The organism is Methanonatronarchaeum thermophilum, from assembly GCF_002153915.1.
Lineage (GTDB): Archaea > Halobacteriota > Methanonatronarchaeia > Methanonatronarchaeales > Methanonatronarchaeaceae > Methanonatronarchaeum > Methanonatronarchaeum thermophilum.
Genome location: NZ_MRZU01000003.1, coordinates 435,799 through 460,000, shown reverse-complemented (window position 1 = coordinate 460,000; position 24,202 = coordinate 435,799). Strand labels below are relative to the sequence as shown.

The window sequence follows — 24,202 nt, the reverse complement described above, 5'->3', positions numbered from 1 at the left end:
CCAAGAACCCGGACTAAAACCACAAAAAAACCACCTAAAATAATTGAATTAATATACTATTAAAACAAAATTAGAGGTAGGGATGAACAGACTTAAATCCAAACTTAATTTTAATTTGTATTTTAAATCTAAGTGGAAGTTGTTTTTAGTTTTAGCTGTAACTTTATTTTTATTGGTTTCTGTATCTGGCTGTGTTGAAGAACAAACGATGGATGATGCATTAGAGGTAGTAGATTTAAAAATAAACCCATCAATATCGGAAGTTGATGAGTTATTAACAATACAAGCGAACATAACAAACACTGATAATGAAGCTGGAGACTACGAAGTATATTTAGAAAAAAACAGTGATGTGGTGAAAACTTCAACAATAACCTTGAATCCCGGTGAAACTAAACAAGTTTCATTTGAACATCAGATATCTGAAACTGGATTATACAACATCACTATAGCGGATAAATCAACTGAAATAAGAATTGTGGAAGGCGAGATAGAATCTCTCAACGACATAAAAACAATCGAATTCAAGACAATGATCAACGATTCAAACGAGACACACATAATGGTTGAAAACCCAGCTACTGAAGACCTAAAAATCAAAATAGATATAATCGAACAAGACATCACCGTTGTACTTAACCTAGAGTCAGATCTAGTTCACTTCAAACACGGTACCTCTACAATAACACAAGATATCTCTCTAGATGAAGTTGAAAGTATAGAAGATTTAGTTGAAGTTTTTGAAGACCTCAACACGTTTTTTGGGTTTTTTATGGATTTCAATATACCAATAACTGATTTAATAGGCGAATTAGATGAAGATGATGTAAATGAAACAACAGATTTAGTCAATGAAACAGATTTAAATGGAGACCTAAATGAATCTGTAGAACAATTTATAGATAAAATCGTTGATGAAATAGTTAACGCAGAAGACCCATACATTGTTGACGAAATTACATTCAAAGACCCAGTACATGACTTAGAAATAAAGGTTTTCGACATAAAGATTAATGAAGGCTTTCCAGACAACACTTTCGTTTTCTATGCATAACAGATATCAAAGCGATCTCAAACCTGAACAAAACTGAATTAATTTTTTAGAGTAGAAATACACTAAAATAATCAACGTAAATAATCAAGAGTTATTCCAAATTAAGGAACTAACCCTGCATAAAAAATAAAGATCACTGAATTTGACAAATAAACTAAGTTTTTTTAGGTTAATTATTTTTAGCTTTGTTGTCTATTATTTTTTTAAAGGTTGGTTTGAATTGGTTTGTATTGTTTGGTTGAGACGTGAATTGCGTCTTAATGATAACACCGCTTTGGTTGAAGCTGCTGAGGACTTTGATAAAGTTTTACCCCTTTATATAATAGATTCAGATATATTCAATGATAATGGGTTGAAGCCGGGTTTTGATAGGGTTTTTTTCTGGTATAATTCTCTTAAAAACTTAATTCAGAGGTTTAGGGATTGGGGAGGTCTTGTTATCAGGGTTGGTAAGCCAGAGGTTGTGTTGAATAATTTGGTTGGTGAGGTTGATGCTCAAGCCATTTATTTCAATAGTGATTATACACCTTATTCTAGAAAAAGAGATCAAAAAGTCCTTAATTTTATTGATATTGAGTTTAAAGGTTTTAAAGACCTTGTTTTCCATGAGAAAAAAGAAATATTGACTGGTTCAAATACTCCGTATAAAGTGTTCAGTTATTACGAAAAAAAGTGGAATGATTTGGAGAAGAAAAAACCTACTTCTATCGCGGATTTCAACACACTTGATGTATCAGATGAGGGTCTTCCATCTTTAAAGGAATTAGGTTATGATGAAAAAGGTTATGATGAAAAAGGTTCCGATAACCCATTGTTTAGGGGTGGTAGGTCTAGAGGCTTATCTCTATTAGATAGTTTTAAAGAGAGGGTTGGTAGTTATCATGAGTTTAGGGATTATCCTGGTATGGAGTGGACCTCATTGCTTTCCCCTCACTTAAAGTTTGGAACGATATCTATAAGAGAAGCCTATTGGATAGATGATGACGATTCTAAAGGTCTTAATGCGTGGAGGAGGCAGTTGTGTTGGAGGGATTTCTATTTTCAACAACTATGGAACTGGCCGGAGATGTATAAAACTCCTTTAAAAAAGAAGTATACAGAGATTGATTGGAGAGATGTTAATCAAGAGTGGGACGCATTTAAAAAAGGAGAAACAGGTTTTCCTTTAATAGATGCTGGAGTTCGTCAATTACTAGAGACCGGTTGGATGCATAACAGGGTTCGTATGGCTGTAGCATCTTTTGTAGCTAAAGACCTCCATTTAGATTGGCGGGTTTTAGATAGTTTTTTCAAAAAACATTTCATCGATTTTGAAAGAGCTTCAATGACAGGTGGGATACATTGGTGTTATTCTATAGGAGGCGACTCTCAACCATACTTCAGGGTTTTCAATCCAACTAAACAAGCCAAAAAATATGATCCAGAAGGCAGTTACATTAAATCGTATATACCTGAATTACAGATGGTTCCAAACGAATATATACATAAACCGGATGAGATGTCTGAAGAGCTTCAGAGAGATATCGGGTGTATAGTTGGTGAAGACTATCCAAAACCGGTTTTAAAGCATAAAGAAAGACGTAAAAAAGCAATAGAGCTATATGAATCGGTGAAATAGAAATAATTTTTTGTTTTTGAAGGATAGAGTTATTAATCTCTATTTTAAATTTACCTAGTATGTTTATGGAATATAGATGTAATGTTTGTGGAGAAACATCATTGATGGATGGTAAACCAGGTAACTGTCCTTTTTGTGGAGCTCCAGAAAAATACGTCAAAGAACTTGATAACTACGATAGGTTAATGGCTGATGAGGTTGGAGAGGTATCAAGAAAAAACATCAAGCAAGCTATTCAACTTGAAATAGATAATGCTAAATTTTATGCATGCGCTGCTCGAAAAACCAACGATGAAAATGAAGCTTCCGTTTTTAAAAGACTAGGAAAAGTTGAAGCTGAACACGCTGAAGCCCTCGCAGAACTGATTGACATAGAAGAAGAGGAAATACCAACTTTTGAAGAATGCTATTCTAAAGCAACCGAAAACTACAAAATGGCAAACAAACGCGAATCAAAAGCGATAGAAGAATACAGACAGTTTGCTAAAGAAGCAGAAGAACCCGAAATAGAAGAGTTCTTCCAAGCCCTAGCAGAAATCGAACAAACACACCTCGAACTATCAGATAGAAAAATCTAAAAAAATAAAAAGGACTGTAAAAAGGGGTTGTATATCTCTTAAAAAACTAAAACCACAACCCCTTTTTCCAAAAATTCCAGATATAATTTTTAACCCAACTAGATTAAATTAAATTAAATTAAATCGAATTAAGTTTGTTGTTTGTTTTGTTGTTTGTTTTTGTGGGGCATATTTGTATGTTTTTAGCTCCATAATTTGTATTTGAGGTTTTTTATGAAGCGTGAAAATATTCTTGTTGAGGCTTTACCGTATATCCGTAAACTTCATGGATCGAAGGTTGTTGTTAAGTGTGGTGGTCATGCGATAGTTAATGAGGAGACTATGGAGAATATAATTAAGGATATTGTTTTGTTGAGGTATATTGGTATTGAAGTTATTTTGGTTCATGGTGGAGGTCCGGAGATTTCTAGGGTGATGAATGAGTTGGGTATTAAGCCTAAGATTGTTGATGGTTTAAGGATTACCGATGAGAAGACTATGGAGGTTGTTAGGATGGTCCTTATTGGTAATGTTGGTACTGAGCTTGTTTCTAAGATTGGTAGTTATGGTGGTAAGGGTATTGGTTTGTCGGGTAAGGATGGACGTCTTTTTACAGCTATTAAGAAGGGGAAGAAGAAGGTTATTGTTGAGGGTGTTGAGAAGGAGATAGATCTTGGTTATGTTGGTGAGATCGATAGTGTTGATCCTGAGATGATTGAGGTTGTTTCTTCTAAAGGTTATATCCCTGTTATTTCTCCGATTGCGGTAGATGATGAGGGTAGATCTTTAAATGTTAATGCTGACACTGTTGCTGGGGAGATAGCTATCAATATAGGTGCTAAAAAACTGATTATGATGACAAATGTTGATGGTGTGATGGAGGATCCTGATGATGAGGATTCTATTTTCTCTAAGATGACTCCTGAATATGCTGAAAATTTGAAGGACGAGGGTGTTGTTGAGGGAGGGATGATTCCTAAGGTTGATTCATGTATGAAGGCGGTTAGAAATGACGTTGAGAAAGCACATATATTGAATGGTGAGAGACCTCATTCCCTTTTGCTTGAACTGTTTACCGATGAAGGTGTTGGAACGATGATACATAAAGGTTGATTGGGAAGGTAAGATTTTTTTCTTACCTTTTTTTCCGCTGGTTTTATCTAAAAGACCTATCTATTTTTTTGTAATGTCTATAAGAGAGATTGAGCTTGAAGGCCATATAATTGATTCAATGACGTTGCCAAAGGTTTTCGATTCAATAATTGATATGGGTGGAGATTTCGAGGTCCTTGAGTTCGATATTGGGAAGCATAAAACCGATAAAAGTTATACTCGTATTCAAATTGAAGGTCGTGATGAAGAACATCTTGACAGTATAATGAGTGAGATACATAGACATGGGGCCACTTTACCAGAAATTATGGATGTTGAATGTGAAGAAGCTCCTTCAGATGTGTCTCTTCCAGACAATTTCTATTCTACAACCAACCACCAGACATATGTCCGGCATGGTGGTAGGTGGGTTGAGGTTCAAAATATTGAGATGGATTGTGTCATTGTGCTAGAGGGTGTTGAAGCGGTCTGCAAACCAATTTCACATGTTAAGAAGGGAGATAATGTTGTTGTAGGTGAAAAAGGAATCCGTGTCATACCTCCAGAGAGACCAAGGGAGAAATCTGTGTTTGAGTTTATGGGTAGTCATGTTTCTTCTGAAAAACCATCTGATACGTTGATTGAGCAGGTTGCAAATGAAATTAAAGAAACAAAGAAGTCTGGAGGTAAAATTGGTTTTGTATTAGGTCCAGCCGTCTTACATACAGGTTGTTCAGAAGAGATATCCACTTTGATTCGTCAGGGATATGTAGATGTAGTTTTCGGTGGAAACGCGATTGGGGTTCATGATATAGAGAGAGCGATTTATGGAACCTCTTTGGGAGTGGATTTATGTGAAGGACGGCCAAGACCAGATGGCCATAAAAACCATTTATATGCGATTAGCGAGGTTGTTAAGTCCGGTTCAATTCAAGACGCGATTGAAGATGGTAAGATCAATAGTGGGATAATGTACGAGTGTGAGGTTAACGACGTGCCCTACATACTTGCAGGGTCTATTAGAGATGATGGACCGCTTCCTGAGGTTATTACCGATACTGTTGAAGCACAGGAAGCGATGAGGGAGAACATCAAAGACCTAGATCTGGTTATAATGATGGCCACAATGCTTCATTCGATAGCAACAGGAAACATACTTCCATCACACGTCAAGACAATATGTATCGATATTAATCCAGCAACGGTAACCAAGTTGATGGATAGAGGTACGGCTCAAGCGATGGGTATTGTAACCGATGTAGGTGTATTCATACCTAGGTTGACCAACAGAATACTCGAAGATTGTTGATATAAAATTGTTTCCGGCCTTAATAGGGCCATTATTAATTTTTTTAGTAAACTGGTTTTTGTGAGAATAGATAAAATGAGTTATTTCGAAAGTATTATTAGAGATGGTCCTGGAAGGATAGGTGTTCTTAAATCAAGTAGTTTTGAATTCGAAACTCCTTGTTTAATCGATGTTGAAGCGGAAATACTTGATTTAGGCAGTACCTGGGTACCGTGTGAAAGTGAAGTGGAAAACCCTGATTTGGTTGTTCCCCCCTCTAAAAGATGTCCCCCTGGATTAGATCGAGATTATACTGAGTATCTTGGGAATGAAAACCTAAGGATACTTGATGATTTTGAGGTTGAGAGCGAAGGTTGTGTAGTGATGCCTGTGGTTGGTGGAGGGCGTTTTGGAGTGTTGAGAGAGAGATTTAGTCAGGAACTCTCCAACTATGATGCAGTGTTGGTGGATATGGTTGGTGAGTTGTATCTGCCTAATGAGTTGTTGCAGGTTGTTCTCTCTGTTAAAAAAGGTGTTGGTTATGATACAGCTGTGTATGCTCCAGCGATTGCTACACCCCCATTGGTTCCATTGTTGGTTTATATGGGCGTTGATTTATTGGATGGATACCGTGCAGTTGAATGTGCTTCCGATGATGTTTTTTTCACCCACACAGGAACACAGAGGTTAGAGCAACTTGATGAAACACCCTGTCAATGCAGCTATTGCATGGAAAATGACATCGAAGAGATAAAAAAACTCAAAGGCAGGGAGAGAAAAGACGTTATCTATCAACATAACTTAGCTATGTTGTTGGGTGAGTTGAAGAAAACCCGTAATGCTGTTAGGAGAGGGTTGTTGCGAGAGCTTGTGGAAGAAAGAGTTAGGTCCAAACCAGAGTTAACTGCATTGTTACGTAAACTAGATAGTGAGAACCAAGACTACCTACTTAATCAAACTCCAAGTTACCGTAGGTATCAGTTATATGCGAATACAACTGAATCTCTAAGCCGTCCGGAGATAAATAGATTTATAGAGCGCGTTAAAACAAGGTATGAACCACCTGGATCGAAAGTTGCAGTAATACTACCATGTTCTGCAAGAAAACCGTACTCTAAATCGGATTCACACGCTATATACCGTAGAGGAACACAGGGAAGAGGAGATGAAGTCATATTGACATCTCCATTAGGATTGGTACCAAGAGAACTTGAAGTAGTATACCCCGCCCAACACTACGACCTCCCGGTAACAGGAGTTTGGAGCGAAGCAGAAAAAAAACAGATAAAAGACTGTTTTATTGATTATTTCTCTAAACATAAATACGAAAAAGTAGTGATTCACGTAAGAGATGAAATGGCCGATTTATGTAGGGAGATACTAGAAGACAGGTCATGTGAAATCGAATCTACAACCCAAAACAGAGATCCAAGGTCAAGCAAATCCATTAAAAAACTATATGAATCACTATCAGGCTACAAAAAAAGAAAAAATAGATTTAGAGACATGATAAAAAGCATTATGGACTATCAGTTTGGTTTAGGAACTGGAAACCGTCTACTTAAAAACGCTAAAGTAAAAGGAAGTTTCCCTAAACTTAGGGTGATCGGTAACGATGGAATACAGTATGCAACACTTGTCCCTCAATACGGAATGATTGCATTAACGATCGATGGGGTTAAAAAAGTAAAACCAATGAACTACCTAATTGAAATAGGCAGTTTCTATCCAAAAGGCTCTTTACTAGCTCCTGGAGTAATAGAGGCATCAAACCAAATCAAACCGAACGATGAAGTCTGGTTCAAAGGAGATAAAGCATTAGGAGTAGGTCGGGCAGCAATGTCTGGAGAAGAGATGACACAGTCTGAAAGAGGAATAGCAGTAAATATAAGACACGTGGAGGAACTTTAAATGCCAAAACAACTCGAAAAAATAATGACAAACATCCGTAAAACTAACCTACCAACCAAAAACGACCCCAAAAAACCCGTTGCAGTATGGAAAGACAAAGCAAGAAACAATGATAGACCAATAAACTGCCTAAACATAATACTAAGAACAACAGGCTGTTCATGGGGCCGTGAATCCGGCTGCACAATGTGCGGATACATATATGACTCAACCGAAAAAACCACAGTAAAAGACCTAAAAAAACAGTTCGACATTGCAATAAACAAACACGAAGAACAAACAAAATACATAAAAATATTCACATCAGGCTCTTTCCTAGACGACGAAGAACTTCCCCAAGAAGCTAGAGAATACATACTTCAAAAAACATCAAAAACCGGAGTAGAGATATTAGGAGTTGAAAGCAGACCCGAATTCATCACCAAAGACAAGATAAAAAAAGCTAGAGAATACATACCAGAGTTCGAAGTAGGTCTAGGAATAGAATCCACAGATAACCAAGTTCTCAACGAAACCATAAACAAAAACTCATCCTACAAAGAATACAAAACCGCAATACAAAAAATCCATGACGCTGGAGGTAAAGTAAAAGCATACTTAATGTTAAAACCCCCTTTACTAACCGAAAAAGAAGCTATAAACGACACAATCAGGTCTATAAAAACCGTTGCAAAAGAAAACGTCGATAAAATATCTATAAACCCATGCAACGTACAAAGAGGAACATTAGTTGAACAACTCTACAACAAAAAACAATACAGACCCCCCTGGCTATGGAGCCTTCTAGAAATACTGAAACAAACAAACGACCAACCAACAAACATAATAAGCGACCCAGTAGGTGGAGGAAAAGAAAGAGGCGCTCACAACTGTGGCGAATGCGACACACATATACTAAACACAATCAACCATTACTCACTTCACCAAGAAAAAAAATACCTAGACAAACCAGAATGCGACTGCAAAACCAAATGGAAAACCACATTAGAAAACGAAGCAAAATCGCATAGAATATACACTGGATGTAAATAAAAATAGGCTTGAAAAAATGAACAAAAAATACAGACCAATGTTAGTAGCTTGGGAACTAACAAGAGCCTGCAACCTAAAATGCAGCCACTGCCGAGCATCCTCAATCGACAACCCAGAACAAGATGAACTCACAACAAAACAAGCCAAAGAAGTCATAAACGAAATCGCAGAAATCGGAAACATACTAATACTAACCGGCGGCGAACCCCTAATGCGAAACGACATATACAAAATCGCCGAATACGCCAACAAAAAAGAACTAAGAGTAGTACTAGCAACAAACGGAACAACACTAGACAAAACAAAAACACAGAAAATGATCGATGCAGGAATACAAAGAGTAAGCATAAGCATAGACGGAGCAACACCAAAATCACATGACAACTTCCGAGGCATAGAAGGAGCATACCAACAAGCATTAGATGGAATCGAAATACTACAAAAAATGAAAATGCCCTTCCAAATAAACACAACAATAACAAAACAAAACGTAGACGAACTACCAGAACTAATCGAAATGGCAGAACAAAACAACGCAACAGCCCACCACATATTCATGTTAGTTCCAACAGGAAGAGGAGAAAACCTAAAAGGAAACGAAATAACACCCAAAAAATACGAAGAAATACTTGAATGGTTCTACAACAAAGAAACCGAAGTAAACATGGAACTAAAAGCAACATGCGCACCTCACTACTACAGAATACTAAGCCAAAAAGGAGGCAAATTCAAGAAAAAAGGCCTAGACATGAAAACAGGTGGATGTCTAGGAGGAAAAATGTTCTGCTTCATATCAAGAACCGGTGAAGTATACCCATGCGGATACCTACCACTAACAGCAGGAAACGTACTAGAACAAAAATTCACAAAAATATGGAACCAATCAACCCTATTCAAAAACCTAAGAAACCCCAACAAACTAAAAGGAAAATGTGGAGAATGCGAATACAAAAAACTATGCGGTGGCTGCCGAGCAAGAGCATACGCAAAAACCAAAAACTACCTATCTGAAGAACCATACTGCATACACCAACCTAAAAAAACCAAAAACAAAACCTAAAAACAAATAAAACACAACCAAACTATCCAAAACCAAACCCCCGATCCACATCCTAAAATTCAGAAAACAAACAAAAAATAAACCAATTTAAAACATCTCCCTACAAAACCAAGAAAATAACACATTCTCCCCACCACTAAAGATAACAATCATTCTGACTACAGCCTTTAAATTAAATCGAGTTCAAACTCTTTATGGTGGGGGATTAGTTTTGAAGAAGTCCTAACACTACGGTAACCCAGGTTGTAGTGGAGGTCCATATAACCTAAAAACCAATCAACAATTTTTTTTTAAATAATTATTTTGGTAGTTCAGAATTCAAAGTCAGTTGAGAGCTAAGTGATATTTTAGCTATGAATTTCTATAATAATTGGTTGACCTGGCTGGTCATTAGAGGTTTGATGTCGTTCAGTTTTTCCGTGTAATCTTTGTATTCTGGCCCTACTATGTATTTTTCATCGAATCGATCACCATATTTTTTATTAATCTCTTTGATGGTTTCAATAGCTTTTTCATGCCTACCACTGTCGATGTGTTTTGGAACAAGCGATTGGCCATATGGATAGGTCCTAGAAAGTTCTGCAGGATAAACAAAGGGTGGTTTTATTTCCATTACCTGGATATCCTTAGAACATTTTATTTTTCCAGCTATCTCTTCATCTATGTCGTGTGCTAAAAACAGTAGGATGTTTCCTTTAAGATTGTATCGCTTGATTGAGTTGTGTACTCTAGATATCTCTGGTCGATATAGAGATTCCTCTCCAGTATAGAAAAAGGCGCTTTTTTTAGAGAAAGGCGTTGTCTCTTCGATCCAATCACCGTTTTCTAGACCCCATTTTAATGCTGAATGTAACCTTGGATGTGATCTAGCTCTCTCGCTAGCTAACTCCAATAGTTCACCTCGCCTTATAGCTTCTTTAACGACACGAAGTTCTTCAAAGGTAGCATATAGGTTATGCCTAGCTAGTAATTCAGAATCCATTAGGTCATTTACATCTCTACCATGACAGGCGGGACATGAACAAGGTAAATACTCCATCTCCTTAACGTTCCAAGTGCCTCTATTGGTTAAATATCGATTTCTTTTAGCAAATAAAGCATATGCGGCTGAATCAAATAGGTCACAGCCAAAAGCAACCGCTACAGCAAAAACCATTGGATGACCCGCTCCAAAAAGATGTACCGGCGCATTAAAAGGAAGACAGGATTTAGACGCGACAACAGCTTTAATGAGGTTTTCAAAATCATAAGACTCCATCATCGGTACAACCCCACCAATACAGTACAAATCGAAATATAGTTTAGACATCTCAAACGCAGATTTTTTCCTTAAATCTAGGTGTGTAGAGCCTTGAATAGGGCCAGCGATAACAGAGTTGTTATTTCTCGCCACCTCAACTCCTTCACGAGCCCTTTTTAAAGTGACCTCTAAATCGTTTTTAGCTCGATCCCAACTAACACCTGGTGGAGTAGGCAGGTCAAGAGGTACATGTATATCGGATTCGATATCGTTTTGAAAACCAAGAATCTCTTTAGACCCAACCTCAACGTCACCATATACACTCAGTTGATATGCTCCAGAATCTGTCATAATAGGGCCATTAAAATCCAGTAAAGAGTGAACACCATTTTCTACAGCCTTTTCATGTAAATTTTCATTTCGATAAATAATGTAAGAATTGGTAATCAATATCTCAGCACCAAACTCCTTCATCTCATTAGGAGGAATAGTCAAAATTCCAGGATTAATCACAGGCATGATAGTGGGGGTCTCCACCCTCCAACCACCTAAATCGATTCTACCAATCCTTCCAGCACCATCCTTACGCTTAATTTCAAAATCCATCAAACCACCAAGTAAAACATAAATGTGACACCCCCCCACCTTACTAGCTAAGGTCGTTAGGAAGAGGCTTCCAGAGAAGGGTGTTGGTCCAGCCAGCCTTATTCTCTATGGTGTTGTCACAACACCACTACTCTCCATTCCCAATTTGGTTTCAAGCATACCTGCCTTGTTTTGTCCATACTTGTTTTGTGGACAGGTTTTGGTCAAGCAATAGTCTACTGCTACTTAAACAATCTTTCTCTATAACCCATATATCTATAGGGCTGTATCCCCTCTCTGAAGGTGTCTTAGCCTTGTTTTAAGATAATTTTAATCAAATAGCCAGTAATTTAGTTATTTTTTTGTTATTTATAAGCTATAAACGATTGAATGTTGAATGTCTCGTTAAACCCAATAAATTTAGGTTTAATAAGAGAAATCACTTTGGTAGAAATATATTTTAACTAATAAAATCATAAGTCTGCCGGAACTCGAATATTATGTCTTGGTTAGAAAATATTGGAGATTAAGAATATGAAATCGAAATTAGATTACATTGGCGTTTCAGCATATGGACTTAAAATGGGTGCTATAACCCCGCAAACAGATTTACCCAGTGAGATAAGGGAAGTTATTGCACAATGCGATAAAGATGGTTTGGTTGATGATGGTGACATTCTCTGTATAACCGAGTCGATTGTTGCAAAATCACAGAACAACTACATAACTATAGACCAGGTTGTAACGGAGTTGAGGGAGAAACACGGGATAGATAAAGGTTCAAACGTCCTTGTTTTGTATCCAATTACCAGCAGAAACAGGTTTTCCGCGATATTGAAAAGCATAGCTAGAGCAGTTAAAGGCGGTAAAGTAATTGTACAGCTAACCCACCCTGATGATGAGGTTGGTAACCGGATTGTAGATGGAGACTTGGATTATAAAGAGACATACAGCTATCAAGAACTTAAAGAAATGAAGGAAAAAGGAGCTTCAATCAACCTTGAACACCCAATAACAGGTCTTAACTACCTAGAGTATTATACGGAAATTATAGGTGAAGAAGGTAGTGAAGCACGTATAGTCCTTTCAAACAACCCAAAAACCCTGATAGACAACAACCTTGACTCAATCATAATATCTTCAATACATCGACGTAAAAAAGATAGAGATATACTTGAAGACGCCGTAGAAGACCAAAAAATAATAGATCTAACTGAAGTAGCTAGTGAAGGTGAAAAAAGCTGTAGATGGGGTCTATTAGGAAGCAATCTCTCGACAGATGAAAAACTAAAACTAGCTCCTAAAAACCCATTCGAATTCACACAAAAAATAAAGGAAATAATACAAAAAACAACTGGAAAAACAATCGAAGTAATAATCTATGGAGATGGAGCTTACAAAGACCCTGAAAGCGGTATATACGAACTAGCAGACCCAGTAACTTCATTCGGATACACAGATGGAGTCGAAGGCAAGTTCAGAGAAGGAAACAAATACAAATATCTAGTAGACAAATACATCGAAAAAGGATATTCACACGACGAGGTCGATCAAATGATACGGAACCAAGAGGTCGAGGAAGAAGATGAAGGAACAACACCACGAAAAACCAAAGACCTAACAGCAAGCCTTGCAGACCTAATTTCAGGTTCAGCCGACGCTGGAACCCCCCTAGTATTAATCAAAAACTTCCTTTAAAAACCAATAAACAAACCAAAACCTAAAAATAAATCAACTAAACAACCAAAAAACCAAAACAAAACAAAACCACAAAACCATTAAAAACAAAGCCCCAACAACCGCAATTTTAACAGCAGAACTATCCGTACCCAATACTATCGGAAAAGGCCCTAACATCACAACTCCACCACCACTAAAACCACCACCCTCATCGACCTCATCTAAACCAATACCTTTTTTCCCATCTTTACCTATAGAAACACGTCTAAGCACAAATGACAAAACCAGTAATAAAACACCAATTATTACTAATAATACACCTAACTGAAAACTCAAATCAATTTCCTCCATACAAACCAAAGCAATATAAACATGGTTAATATAGCTAAAACCAAAACAATTTCGGAAGAGGTCCCACCAACAATAGGAATAGGTCCAATCATAATTAAAGCACCACCCTCAAAATTAACAGTTTCAGAGACGGATAAAGCCATTATAACTCCGCCTAAAACAACAAATACAAATCCTAGCTTACCAACAACCCCAGAAACATCCAAAATAAAACACCAAAACGAAATTAAATTAAGTTAACTATAGTTTTTTAACAAGTAGGTTATGTATACAGTTATGTTTTCTGTGCGCTATATTTATTTTTAAGTTCTATAAGCATCTAGGTTTTTAGGAGCGTTAGCACTCCACCCTAGTTTTTCATTAATTTCTTGACTAAGTTTTTCACAGTTTTCTTTTTCACCGTGTATTACGTAGGTTTCTGGAGATCCTTCGATTTTATGTAAAAAACTCCATAACCCAGATCTATCTGCATGACCTGAAAACCTGATTTGTTTAACTTCTAACTCAATTTCAAGTTGTTTACCATTTATGTGGATAGGGTTTTCCCCTTCTTTCAGTTTGTTTCCAGGTGTGTTTTCAACCATGTAGCCTGGTAGGATAAGTGTGTTTTTACTTTTGTCTCCAATATGGTCTAGATAGTATTGGATAGGTCCACCTGTCAACATCCCGGATGTTGTTACTATTATTCCGTTGTTTTCGATAGCTTCTTCACGTTGTTTTTCGCTGTAGATATATTGATATTCACCATCGAGGTTTGGTTTTATGTAGTCTGGGTATGAACCAACTATCTTTGTTGCTTCGCAGATCATTCCATCTATATAGATATTTTTATATCCATTTTCTAATAGAAGGGATAGTATCTCTTGTGATCGGCCTATTGCGAATGTTGAGATTATTGGGGTTCCATCACGACTTAATGTTTTATCGACTGTTTTGATTAATTCTCTTTCAACTTTTTTTTGGCTGGGTATTGATTCATGTGAATAGGTTGCCTCTGTTATCAATACATCCAGAGGTGGGAGGTCATGGTCTGCGGGAGGCAGTAGTTTGGTGTTTCTGTCGTCGAAATCTCCTGTATAAAACAGTTGTTTTCCATTGATGTCTAATAGTACTCCTGCACTACCTGGTAGGTGTCCAGCGTTATACAACTCCATATGTATGTCTGGAGCTATTTTTTTCATATCTCTGTATTCAATCGGTATGCAGTGGTTTATCATTTTGTCTATACTGCTTTTATTGAACTCGGGGTTTTCTTTAAGTCGATATAGGTCTCTTTTAAGTAATCTCATTAAAGCAATTGTTGGTTCTGTTGCGTAAACAGGGCCTCGATATCCCTGTGCATAGAGCTTTGCAATACCGCCTGTGTGGTCGAGGTGGGAGTGTGATATAACGATTGCATCAAGTTGTTTTATATCCATTTCTGGAGCTGGTAAAGGGCCTTTGGAGGTTTTCATGTTTATGCCGCAATCCAATAGGACTTTTGATCTGGGTGTTTGTATAAATATTGAGTTACGGCCAACCTCTTTCCCTCCTCCTAGAAAAGAGATTCTAATCCAACTTGAGTCTCCAGCACGCCTTACATTTCTACTTACTTTTTTTAAAAATTCGTAACGTCCTTCATATTCGTAGATAAGTCTACGGACCTTGTTAACCATCTCTGAATAAGGGTTTTTATATATCTCTAGGTTCCAACCTGTTTCTTTGAAAAAACGGTTTTTTTCACGTTCAAAAGTTCCGGTTCTGTTTGTTTCAACTAAAACTTTACCGTAACTTTCGTCCCAATAAACATTGTTATAACTACCGATTTTGTTTATAACTTTACTTGCTTCTTTGGTTGTAGAGCGATTCAATATTTTCTCGACATTTTCTCCACAGATTTTCAGTTTATCTGGACCTATATATTCGTAGTAGTTATTTGACATTCAGATAGAGAATTAGGTGTACTTCAACTAAATCTTTTTCAAAAATTTTCTGGGATTTTTTTATATTGGTTTTTATTCCATCAGTTTTATTCTTTTTTCTCGTTCTTTTTCACCTGGGTAGATTGTTATTGAGTTTCCTTGTGTTAGTGTGAATGTTCTGTTAGGTAGTGTTTTGAGTTCTGGATTCCAGCCTGGTTTGTCTCTTCTGGAGCTTATGTTGATTATTAGGTTGTTTGTGTTCATTTCTTTTTTAAGTGTTGGCATTAGTTTTCTCCATCCAACGATTTTTTCTACTTCTATTGGTGTTTCTGGTTCTATTTTATCGATTTTTTCTTTTATTTTTGTTGGATTACTGTTTATTGTGAATATTTTTATTTGGCAGCCTGTTTTTTCTGAGATTTTTTTAACTGTCTCTATAGCTTCAGCGAAACCTTCGTTGTACTCTATGTTTGGAGGTAGGGTTAGCAATATTTTTTTGTATGTTTCGATCGGTTTGCTTAGTCGAGTTACCATTGTTAGTTGGGTGGTTCTATTTAATACTTGGTCTATTATATTTCCATACATCATCTGGTTTCGTGTTTTGGCTCCATCCCACCCTATTATCAATGTGGATATCTGGTTTTCTATTGTTGATCTGACTATTCCTGAGGCAATGTTGTGGTTGACTCTTGTGTGGCTTTTTATTTTTTCTTCTGCACCAGCGGCGTATTCTTCTATTTCTTTTTGTATTTCTTCGGCTTTAGCAACCTCTGATAGAGTTTTATTCCCGGTGTTTGGACGTATAACGGATACTGTGTTTATTGGTTCTTTGGAGCGTTCATCTGATATTGCGAAGGCTAGGTCGAGTAGTTGTTCTTTATATCTTGAATCTTGTGCGATAGGTATTAAGATTCTTCTTGGTATCTTTGTTGGGTCGTACTCTCTTTCTTCAGCTTCTTTAACCAAGGAAATCCCAGCTTTTTCAACAATTGATGGGCTTAATACGCTAACCACCAATATCATTAGAACTACTGCATTCACCATTTCTTGGTCGAAGCCAGGTACTCCGGCGTCATATCCGATTAAAACTATAGCAAGTGCTGCTGCGGCTTGTCCGACTGATAGGCCGAACATACCGAGCATTTCTGTTTTATTGTAGCTGTATATTTTACCGGTTATCCATGAAGAAACAAGTTTTGTTGTTATCACCAACGCGATTAGGGAGCCGGCGATCACTATGGTGTCTAGTCCTTCGGTTATAACCCATACATCTACAAGCATACCTACCGATAGTAAAAAGAATGGTATGAATAGGGCGTTTCCAACGAACTCGATTCTGTTCATTAATGGACCGGTTTCAAGAATCAGCCTGTTTAAAGCCAATCCAGCTATGAATGCTCCGATTATGTGTTCTACTCCAGCCATTTCAGCGAAAAAGGCTGATGTAAATAGTATGGCCATTACAAACAGGAATTCGTAGTAACTTTCGTCGTCATGTGTTCGAAAGAACCAACGTCCTATTTTAGGTACGATAAGCCAGGTACCGATAAAGAATATAGATAGGCCGATAGATAGTTCGACAAAGAAACCGGTGGTTAATCCCTCTCCAACTGAAGCAATCACCACTGCTAAAACTAGTAATGCGAGTGTATCTGTTAGTATTGTTCCTCCTATTGTAGCTGTCATTGCTTCGTTTTTAACTATACCGAGTCTCTGAACTATTGGATATGCTAGTAATGTGTGGGAAGAAAATATTGCTGCAAAGAGTAACGCTGCTGGAACCGATAGATCTAGTATGTATATACCGACAATTGTACCAAGTGTTTGTGGTATTAAGAATGAGATTAATCCGAAAACAATGCTTCTATCTTTGTTGTCGAGGAATTGATTCAGGTTTATTTCAAGGCCTGCAAGAAACATTAGGTATATAAGTCCAACTTCACCTAGTAGTTCTATTGTTGCGTCTCTTTCGAGTAATCCAAATCCATTTGGCCCTATTATTGCTCCAACAATGATTATTCCGATTATGCCTGGTAGTTTATATCTCTTGATTACTAGTGGAGCAACCAGGAAAACGATCATAGCTATGCCGAATATTATTACGGCGTTTTCGAATGGAGGGGTTAGTGATGGCCTTGTTACAAGTGTGGGTAATGCATTCAGGTGGGTTGGGTCTATGATGTTTCAGTCCTCCGAATTTTGATTTTCTCTCATTTTTTTCTTTTTTGTATTTTTTTTATTATGTCTCGACTGCTACATAAATTGCATTCCACGTAGTTTTCGATTTTGGTTAGTTTTATATTGAATCCATGTTGTTTTAGTTGTTTATCGAGTTGGGGGATGTCCCAATGTTGGTCGGGTCCGATGGATATTATGTCCGGCTGTATTTTTTCTATTGTTTTGAATATATCGAGTTCGTCGCCTAGTACGGCTTGGTCAACTGGTTTAAGGCCTTCGATCACTTTACGTCTTTGGCTTCCGGGTATTATTGGTTTTTTTTGTAGGTTTGGTTTTCTTGCTATTACTACGATTAATTCGTTTCCAAGTTTTTTAGATTCCCGTAGGTAATAGAGATGTCCTGGATGTATTAGGTCAAATGTCCCTGAAGCCATTACTCTCATTGAGGTTCCTCATTAGCTTATTTTGTAATTAAGAAAAATTAGAGTTCTTTGCGTATTCTTTCAAGCTCTTCTTCCCATAGCTTGTCTTTTTTGGAGCTTAGTTCTACGACGTCTAGTTCTATGGGTTCGGATTTTTTGTTGTAAGCCACCCAGTCGTTCATTTCGAATGGATTTGCTGTTATTATGTGGCATTTTCCTTTTTTAGAGAACATTTCCCTGTCTGCTCCGGAGGGTGTTGGGTTTCCAGATGGATGGCTGTGTACCGAGCCAACTGTTTTTAGTCCGACTGGTAGTTGATCTATTCGTACCATTGAACTAACCTCTGAGGTTACTGTGCCTGGTGCGAATACAACGTCGTTTATTACGCCGTCTTCAGCTCGTAATAGCCCTATCATCTCGTTGGGCATAGCGGATTTACCGACACCTAAAATCATTTTTAAGGTGCTTTCGGCAATGGCGAATACTCTGGTCATCTATTTATATTATTTTGTTGTGAAGACTTAAGAATTTAGTTTTTAAGACCCCTGCTCTTTAGGCCGAGAACCTTTTATTTCCATTGTTTTGAGTTATGGTTGTTGGTGTTTTTTTTTGATTGGTTGGTTTTAGTTGTGTTATTTGTTGATTTCTTTCAGTCCTGATCCGTCTAGCTGTAGGTAGTTTGTGTTTGAACAGGGTATGCATTGTGTTTTTCCGTTTTTCTGTGTTGTTTTTGGTGCCATTATTTTCTCTTCGCATTTATTGCAGTATTTGTCTTCGAATATTGGGGCTTTTTTTGGTAGGTTTAGGTGGCTTGTGTTTTCTGTTTTTTCTATTTTGAATAGTTCTTCTATTGGTTTGTTTAGTTGTTCTAGCGCTATTTTTCTCCATTTTTCTTGTAGTTGTTTTTGTTGTTTTTCTGTGCCTTCTCTTTTTTTCACGACTTTTTCGAATAGTTTGTGTGTTTCTGGGTATTCTTCTTCTATGTAGTTGTATGCTTTGTAGTTGTATCTTATTGCTATTTCATTTCTTTTTATTATTGTAGCGGCTGTTTTACCGTAATCACGATATATTAATGCGTTGTTTCCGAATGTACATCCTGTTGATAGTTGGATTCCATCGCTGAAACAACTGTTTGTTTCTATCAGTACTATTATGTCTTCCATTCCTTGGTGGTCTATTTCTAGTTGTTTTAACCCGTCTACACCTACTTTTACTCCGAGTACAACCATAGGGCATATGTGTCCGTGTAGCTTGCCTGCTTCTAAAACCAGGTTTGTTAGGTCGTTGTTCTCTATGTAGTTGTTTATTTTTTCTCTTGGATTTGCTATTGAGGGTGTGTTGTTTGTAATTTTATATTGAAGTTCTGTGTTTTCTTCTATTTCTTCTTCTGTTTTAATTTTGAAACTATCGTTGTTTATTTCTATTACCGTTCCCATGGTTAGTTTGGTTTGGTTTGATGTGTTTTTGGTTGATATGACTATCTTGTTTCCTATTTTGGGTTTTTTATTTTCGTTTGGTTTTACTTGGATGTCTAGTGTTTTTGGTTCTGTTTTTTTCCATTGGTCTTGTTTTATTTTCATTTTATCAATCATCTTTATGGTTGGTTTTGTTTCTTTTTTTGGTTAGGATTTTGTTTCCTTGTTTGGGTGGAGGTGATATTAGATTGCTTCTATAGGTTGTATCCATTCGTGTCCGTTTTGTTTGTTTATGTTTACTCGTACTCCGTATACTTCTCTTATGTTGTTTGGGTTCAGTATTGATGTGGTTCCTGCTGAATGGATTTTGCCGTTTTTTAGCATTATCAGTTTGTCGCTGTATTTTTTGGCTTGGTTTAAGTCGTGTAAGGCCATTATTGATGATGTTCCATGGTTTTTTTGTTTTTCGATTAGTTGTAGGACTTCTAGTTGGTGTTTTAGGTCGAGGTTTGAGGTTGGTTCGTCGAGTATTAGTATTTCGGATTCTTGAGCGAGTGCGCGTCCTATCATTACTTTTTGTCTTTGGCCTCCACTTAGTTTGTTGACGTCTTTCATTGAGAGGTCTTGGAGGTTTAGTGTTTCGATTATTTCTGAAACTATCTCTAGGTCTTTTTCTTTGGGGCCCCAGTTGTTTACGTGGGGTTTTCGCCCCATTAGTATGGTGTCGAATACGGTTGTTGGGAATGTGTTTGTTTCTGATTGGGGTACGTATCCTACGTTTTTTGCGATGTCTTTTCGTTTCATTTTCTGTATGTCTTCGCCTTTCAACATGAGGGTGCCTTTCTGGGGTTTTAGTATTTTATTTATACACTTTAATAGTGTTGTTTTTCCTGAACCGTTTGGGCCTATTAGGCCGAGTATTTCTCCGTTTTGGAGTTCTAGGTCGACTTTGTTTAATATTTTTCTACTTTTGTAGCTGAATTCTATTCCTTTTAGGTTTAGTTTCACCAATTTTCCCTCCCTACTAATACTAGGTAGATGAATAGAGGAGCTCCTATGAATGCGGTTAGGATTCCTACTGGGAGTGTTACCATCTCTATCATGTTTCTTGCAACTATATCTGAAATTAAGACTAATAGTCCTCCTCCGATCATGGAGTAGGGTATTAGGAATCTTTCATCGGTTCCGATAACTCTTCTTACTATGTGTGGGACTACTAGGCCTACGAACCCTATGATGCCTACGAATGCTACTGCGACTGCTGTTACTAGTGATGCGAAGAACATGCCTTCCATTCTTAGTCTTTCTGCGTTTACGCCTAGGCTTTTTGCTGTTTCGTCTCCGGCGTTAAGTATGTTGTAGTCGTATGCTTTTGTTATGAAGTATAAGGCTGGTATTGCTGTTCCTATTGCTATTATGGTGACTTCGTTCCAGCTTGTTCTTCCTACGTCTCCGAATGTCCAGTATACTATTGAGGCTAGTTCTTCGTCATCGGCTATGTATTGGAAGACTGAGAGTCCGGCTGAGAATAGGGAGCCTAGAGCGATTCCGGTTAGTACCATGGTTGCGGGGGTTGCGTTTTTGTATTTTGCTATTGCGACGATTATTGCTGCTGTAAGTAAGGACATTATGAAGGCAGATAATGCTTGTGCGTATCTTCCGCTTATTGGTAGTTCTACTTGTCCGACTCCGAATATCATTATGGCGGTTGCTGCGCCGAAAGCTGCTGCGTGGGATATTCCGAGGGTGTATGGGGCTCCTAATGGGTTTCTAAGTACGTTTTGCATTACTGTTCCTGCTATTCCTAATCCGGCTCCGGCTATGAATGCGGTTATTGCTTGGGGGAGTCTTATGTTCCAGATTATGTTGTGGAACATTTCGTTTACGGGGTATCCTAGTAATGTGTATATTGTGTCGATTATTGGTATGTTTACTGAGCCGTAGGCAACGCTTATTGTGAAGGATATGATTAGGAGTATTGTTATGGTTATTCCGAATGTTATTTTCTTTTTAAGGTGTTTGCGGTATTTTTGGAGGTGTTTTTTACCAGTTTGGTGTTTTTCGTTTTCCATTTATTTTTCATCCTTCTATGGTTTTTAGGGGTTTTCGTGTTTTCTGTGGTTTTTTTATTGAGCGGTACACCAATTCTGTATTAACCCAGTTAATCAATTTATATTTATTTATTTAAACTATCCTTTAAAGTTTTTTGTATTTTTATTAAAAAAAATATTTAAATTAAACCTCTACTCTATCTAAAACACCAAACTCATCATGCATCGATTGAAAAACACGCTCACCTAAAACATCTTCAAAAATATCATCGGCAACGACCTCTAGATCCACATCATCAAAAGAATCACCAGCAAGATGACTACCTAGGAAATAAGAGTTTATTAAAACATTCTCAAACTGAGTGTTGTAGTAATTATAAGGCAAGAGGCTGTAAACATCTTCGTTCTCCACAGCCTTCAAACCCTTAAATTCATCTCTGCTTAAATCCTCCTTAACCAACTGAAGCCCAGCACCATCAACAAAAATCATTTCAGGGTCAAATTCAACCAACTTCTCCCTATCCACAGAAACATGTTCACCAGGAACTTTATCCCCTAACCGACCATCCATATTTTCAAGACCAATCAAACTCAAAGAAGGATATTCTGCGATAGTAGCAGTTAAACCCTGTTCTCCTCGACGCCCTACACCACCGATATAAATCCTTGAATCTAAATCTATTTCACCAAACCTTTCTTCAAGGTCAAAAATATAACTATTGAAAACATCTTTAACCTCAGAAGCTCTTTCTTCACGACCAACTATCTCTCCAATGATATCCAGAGCGTTATAAAAAGTATCCCGTTCACCTTCAACAATATCACCATATTTAACTTCAACTACAGGCAAACCTGTTTTCTCCGAAAGACCTTCCACATCCCCATCAAATTCATCAGATGCGATAACAACATCCGGGTTAACACTTAATATCTTTTCAGCATCCCCACGATGTTGAGGACCAATATTAGGAAGCTCCTGTAAACCCGGATTCGCCATAACATACGGCCGCCTACCATCATTAATTTCAAATTCTTCAACACCAACAACCAAATCAGTACTCAACATATAAGAAACAAGGCGTAACGCCCCCGAACCAACCGCCACAATCTTCTCCACATTACTTGGTATACTGATTTCGCGGCCATATTGATCCACTATCTCTCTACTCTCTTTTTGCTGAAAACCCGGATTTAAACATCCACCAACACTTAAAGTAACTGCTAACCCACCGGCCAGCTTAATAAAACCTCTTCTAGTAAAACTATCTCTTTTCATAGTATTTATCCTCATTAAATCAATACAAACCAAAAACCCTGGTATTACAAACAAATTATTCGTAACACTATGTAATAATAAAATTAAGAAAAGTAATATATAATTTTTTTGTAAAGACCAAAGAATAAAACAAAAAATAACCGAAAAAAGATAATAAAAAAAATAAAATGAATTTTTATGAGATATAAAACATTTAACAATTGGGATATCGCTTAAACCTCTATTTCTCCAAATTCTCCATGCCTCTCAACCATATCACTGTAAACGGGTTCTCCATATATATCTTTATAAATTTCGTTAGAAATATCTTTGATATCTATATCGTTGAACTGTTCAGGAGAGAAATACTTACCAACCATGTACGAATTAATCAATACGTTTTCATATTGTGTTGTATAGCTGTTGTATGCTGTTAGTTTGTAAATTTCATTGTTCTCTACAGCAGTTAAATTTTGATATTCTGGCTTTTCCAACTCTTCAAGGGATAGGTGAGGATCACCGCCATCTATAAATATGATTTCGGGGTCGTATTCGATTAGTTTTTCTCTGTCAACTTCAACAACTTCTCCTAGTTCATCTATTCCTTTTAGCTGTCCCTCCATATTCTCGTAGCCAAGGAGTTCAAGGGGAGCGTAATCAGGGACTGTTGACCTCAATCCTTGTTGACCTCTTCTCCCTATACCTCCAACATACATTCTGGGAGCGTCTTCAACCTCTTCACCCCGTCTTTCCAGGTCATCGATTCTGTCTTTAAAAATATCTATTACTTCTTCAGCTCTATCTGTTTTATTTAAGACTTTTCCGTAGGTTCGTAGTGCTTCGTAAATTATTTGGCGTTTTTCTTTAGTCAAAATCTCTCCATATTCTACGACCACAACTGGTATGCCTATGCTTTCTTGTAGGTTTTCTGGGTCTATGTCTGAGTTGTAGGTTGTGAGTACAACGTCCGGATTAACACCTAAAATTTTTTCTGCATCACCACTGTGTTGTGGACCTATGGTAGGCACTTCCTGGTATTGTGGATTTGCCATCTGATAAGGCCTTTCGATGTCGGCTTGTTCGTTTTCTTCAACTCCAACTACTTTATCACCTGCTTTAAGGTATGATGTTAAACGTAAGGCACCGGCAGATGTCGCTACGAGTCGTTCTGTGTCTTTTGGAATATCAAGGTTTCGTCCCCACATGTCTTTTATTTCTCTTGTCTCTTTTTCTTCGAATTCTGGGTCTATGCATCCGGCTGTTATTGCTGCGCTTCCTACTAATAGGGTTGCTGCTGTTCCGCCTGTTATTTTTATAAAATCTCTTCTTGAAATTTTTTTATCCATTCTTTCACCGTATTGTTTTAAGCAGACAAAATATTGCATCAAGTTTTATTTAATTAATACAAAAATGCTTTATCACTTATAAGGTTTACCATCATAAACCCAAAAAACCAAAAAACAACCCAAAACAACAAAATGAAAAAAAATAATAAAAAACCACAAAACCACA

The 24,202-nt window shown here is 37.3% G+C and carries 21 protein-coding genes; 9 read left to right on the top strand and 12 right to left on the bottom strand.

The features are described 5' to 3' along the window. Positions 1-82 precede the first annotated feature (82 nt). The 8 genes from AMET1_RS03600 (at position 83) to ahbD (ending at position 9,612) form a co-directional block, all read left to right on the top strand. Positions 83-1,054, top strand: a complete 972-nt coding sequence (locus tag AMET1_RS03600) for a CARDB domain-containing protein (RefSeq protein WP_143406836.1) — start codon at positions 83-85, stop codon at positions 1,052-1,054. A gap of 238 nt (positions 1,055-1,292) precedes the next feature. Further along, complete coding sequence (locus tag AMET1_RS03595) at positions 1,293-2,672, top strand: cryptochrome/photolyase family protein (RefSeq protein WP_143406835.1); 1,380 nt, start codon at positions 1,293-1,295, stop codon at positions 2,670-2,672. Between the two features lie 104 nt (positions 2,673-2,776). Beyond that, on the top strand, positions 2,777-3,250 hold the full coding sequence (locus AMET1_RS03590; protein WP_161490746.1) for a ferritin family protein: 474 nt from the start codon (positions 2,777-2,779) through the stop codon (positions 3,248-3,250). 213 nt (positions 3,251-3,463) lie between these two features. Beyond that, complete coding sequence (gene argB, locus AMET1_RS03585; RefSeq protein ID WP_086637110.1) at positions 3,464-4,342, top strand: acetylglutamate kinase; 879 nt, start codon at positions 3,464-3,466, stop codon at positions 4,340-4,342. A gap of 73 nt (positions 4,343-4,415) precedes the next feature. Further along, positions 4,416-5,630 carry an ornithine cyclodeaminase gene (locus AMET1_RS03580; protein WP_086637109.1) on the top strand — a complete coding sequence of 405 codons (1,215 nt, stop codon included), beginning with the start codon at positions 4,416-4,418 and terminating at the stop codon, positions 5,628-5,630. 60 nt (positions 5,631-5,690) lie between these two features. Then, positions 5,691-7,520 (top strand): archaeosine synthase subunit alpha, encoded by a 1,830-nt coding sequence (arcS, locus tag AMET1_RS03575; RefSeq protein ID WP_143406834.1) that lies wholly within the window; start codon positions 5,691-5,693, stop codon positions 7,518-7,520. Continuing rightward, entirely contained in the window at positions 7,521-8,552 is a 1,032-nt protein-coding gene (locus AMET1_RS03570; RefSeq protein WP_086637107.1) for an archaeosine biosynthesis radical SAM protein RaSEA, read from the top strand. Positions 8,553-8,568: 16 nt separating this feature from the next. After that, entirely contained in the window at positions 8,569-9,612 is a 1,044-nt protein-coding gene (gene ahbD / locus AMET1_RS03565; protein ID WP_086637106.1) for a heme b synthase, read from the top strand. 361 nt (positions 9,613-9,973) lie between these two features. Here the strand turns inward: ahbD and tgtA are convergent, their stop codons facing one another. After that, complete coding sequence (gene tgtA / locus AMET1_RS03560) at positions 9,974-11,458, bottom strand: tRNA guanosine(15) transglycosylase TgtA (protein ID WP_086637105.1); 1,485 nt, start codon at positions 11,456-11,458, stop codon at positions 9,974-9,976. 513 nt (positions 11,459-11,971) lie between these two features. Here tgtA and AMET1_RS03555 point away from each other — a divergent pair. After that, positions 11,972-13,135, top strand: a complete 1,164-nt coding sequence (locus AMET1_RS03555; RefSeq protein WP_086637104.1) for a coenzyme F420-0:L-glutamate ligase — start codon at positions 11,972-11,974, stop codon at positions 13,133-13,135. 33 nt (positions 13,136-13,168) lie between these two features. Here AMET1_RS03555 and AMET1_RS03550 read toward each other — a convergent pair whose 3' ends face one another. The 11 genes from AMET1_RS03550 to AMET1_RS03500 form a co-directional block, all read right to left on the bottom strand. Then, the gene (locus AMET1_RS03550; protein ID WP_086637103.1) at positions 13,169-13,468 is read right to left on the bottom strand and encodes a TIGR00304 family membrane protein; all 300 of its coding nucleotides are present in this window, start codon (positions 13,466-13,468) and stop codon (positions 13,169-13,171) included. Beyond that, a complete protein-coding gene (locus AMET1_RS03545; RefSeq protein WP_201721260.1) occupies positions 13,450-13,674 on the bottom strand; it encodes a TIGR00304 family membrane protein in 225 nt (74 codons plus the stop codon). Before AMET1_RS03545 ends, AMET1_RS03550 begins: the two co-directional genes overlap by 19 nt. Before the next feature lie 96 nt (positions 13,675-13,770). Continuing rightward, positions 13,771-15,390 (bottom strand): MBL fold metallo-hydrolase, encoded by a 1,620-nt coding sequence (locus AMET1_RS03540; RefSeq protein WP_086637102.1) that lies wholly within the window; start codon positions 15,388-15,390, stop codon positions 13,771-13,773. A gap of 72 nt (positions 15,391-15,462) precedes the next feature. Next, positions 15,463-17,451 carry a cation:proton antiporter gene (locus AMET1_RS03535; RefSeq protein WP_086637101.1) on the bottom strand — a complete coding sequence of 663 codons (1,989 nt, stop codon included), beginning with the start codon at positions 17,449-17,451 and terminating at the stop codon, positions 15,463-15,465. A gap of 128 nt (positions 17,452-17,579) precedes the next feature. Beyond that, the gene (locus AMET1_RS03530) at positions 17,580-17,990 is read right to left on the bottom strand and encodes an adenylyltransferase/cytidyltransferase family protein (RefSeq protein ID WP_201721259.1); all 411 of its coding nucleotides are present in this window, start codon (positions 17,988-17,990) and stop codon (positions 17,580-17,582) included. Between the two features lie 38 nt (positions 17,991-18,028). After that, positions 18,029-18,463, bottom strand: coding sequence for a Mov34/MPN/PAD-1 family protein (locus AMET1_RS03525; RefSeq protein ID WP_086637100.1), 435 nt, complete (start codon positions 18,461-18,463; stop codon positions 18,029-18,031). Positions 18,464-18,601: 138 nt separating this feature from the next. Continuing rightward, positions 18,602-19,549: an FmdE family protein gene (locus AMET1_RS03520; protein WP_161490745.1), complete on the bottom strand. Its 948-nt coding sequence runs from the start codon at positions 19,547-19,549 to the stop codon at positions 18,602-18,604. A 78-nt stretch (positions 19,550-19,627) separates the two neighbouring features. Next, the gene (locus tag AMET1_RS03515) at positions 19,628-20,392 is read right to left on the bottom strand and encodes an ABC transporter ATP-binding protein (RefSeq protein WP_086637098.1); all 765 of its coding nucleotides are present in this window, start codon (positions 20,390-20,392) and stop codon (positions 19,628-19,630) included. Further along, positions 20,389-21,456, bottom strand: a complete 1,068-nt coding sequence (locus AMET1_RS03510) for a FecCD family ABC transporter permease (protein WP_086637097.1) — start codon at positions 21,454-21,456, stop codon at positions 20,389-20,391. The genes AMET1_RS03515 and AMET1_RS03510 overlap by 4 nt, the downstream gene beginning before the upstream one ends. Positions 21,457-21,619: 163 nt before the next feature. Beyond that, a complete protein-coding gene (locus AMET1_RS03505) occupies positions 21,620-22,711 on the bottom strand; it encodes an ABC transporter substrate-binding protein (protein WP_161490744.1) in 1,092 nt (363 codons plus the stop codon). A gap of 212 nt (positions 22,712-22,923) precedes the next feature. Next, the gene (locus AMET1_RS03500; RefSeq protein ID WP_161490743.1) at positions 22,924-24,036 is read right to left on the bottom strand and encodes an ABC transporter substrate-binding protein; all 1,113 of its coding nucleotides are present in this window, start codon (positions 24,034-24,036) and stop codon (positions 22,924-22,926) included. Positions 24,037-24,202: the final 166 nt, after the last annotated feature.